The organism is Oleiphilus sp. HI0043, assembly GCF_001634935.1.
The window spans coordinates 1-1214 of record NZ_LWEY01001569.1 but is presented as its reverse complement, the minus strand read 5'-3'; the positions used below and the strand labels follow the sequence as shown (position 1 = coordinate 1214).

General features: G+C 38.2%; 2 protein-coding genes. Both read right to left on the bottom strand.

Going from position 1 to position 1214, the window contains the following annotated elements; translation table 11 throughout:
• Positions 1 to 358 (bottom strand): hypothetical protein (locus A3729_RS23410; protein ID WP_197476008.1); only part of this gene is annotated, 358 nt, incomplete at its 3' end.
• Positions 359 to 429: 71 nt separating this feature from the next.
• Positions 430 to 1214: hypothetical protein (locus A3729_RS33385; protein ID WP_197476007.1), on the bottom strand; the 785-nt coding region annotated here is incomplete at its 5' end.

Here is a 1214-nt window from a genome sequence, read left to right as displayed (position 1 = left end):
GGTAAAGCAATTCATCCATGCGTTGATAAAATACACCTGAATCGACAATACGATCATAGCTATCGAGCACCACCTGACTTTGAGTAACTTTATCAATCGTAAGTTTCTTGCTATCGAGTTTGTACTTTTCCCTTAAGTTATTAATACGATTCAAAGCATCAATTTTTACATTAGGCGAGTTAGCGTTTTCAAATAATTTTATGTAGCGCTTTAAGATGTAATTAATTGAGACCTTGGGTAAAGGTTTATCTTGGTAGACGATAAAGCTCGGTTTGATATCACCAATGGTTTCGAGATCACTTTTCAACTCAAAAATAAATGGGTCATCACTAGCAGCATAAGAAGTGTTTGAAAACATACCTACAGCTAAAAGAAGTACCCAAGAATAAAGCCTAGGAACGTTGTTTCTAGTCGATTTAATAAAATACATCATCGAGAATAGCGCCCGTCTTTACTTTTCTTTCGCTTAGTCGATTTATTTTCAGCGATACCCTGGAAAATATGCACCAAGCCTTGCTCAGCTCTCTCATAATTGGACATCATCACCTTTCTTAGCTCAGAAAGATGCTGCCGGCAGACATTAGTAATCTCGCTATCCAACTTATCTAGCAAAGCCTCTATCTTCACTTTTTTCGCTGCGAGTCGCTGCCCTAGAGCTGCGCTTTCAGATAACTGGCTTGAAAGTAGTTTAGGACCATTATTTACTTTGCTTTGAAGCTTACCAAGCCTACTTGCCAAAGTATCTACACCGTTTTTCATTGCCTCAATCTGCAAGCTCTTACTAAGCTTTGGCGTCATCAAGTTACTTGAGGAAAGTTTGCCAACTTTTTTATCATAAGCATTAATTCGGTTAGCAATTTCAACAGAATTAAAACGCTTTATTTGTTTACTGAAATTACTCTTTTTAGAGTTCAAGGCCTGAGAAAATACGGATAATTGAGTCTGCCAATACTCGATATTTACCACTAGGTTGTGCATCTCGGTGTATAGCTTAATATCGTCATGAATATCCCTATCCTGAGCGAAATAACGGTAATAAGCAGCGCGTGTAGTATTCTTAACAACACCTTTTGACAAAAACCACTCCAGCCCCTTAATTTCACTACCATCAATCAACACTGCATGCGCACCATGTTTTTCAAGCGCCGTATCTAGCTTGTTAATCGTTCTCAATTCGTTTTCAAAGCCGGAACTGGCTTCTTTATAGGCTTCAA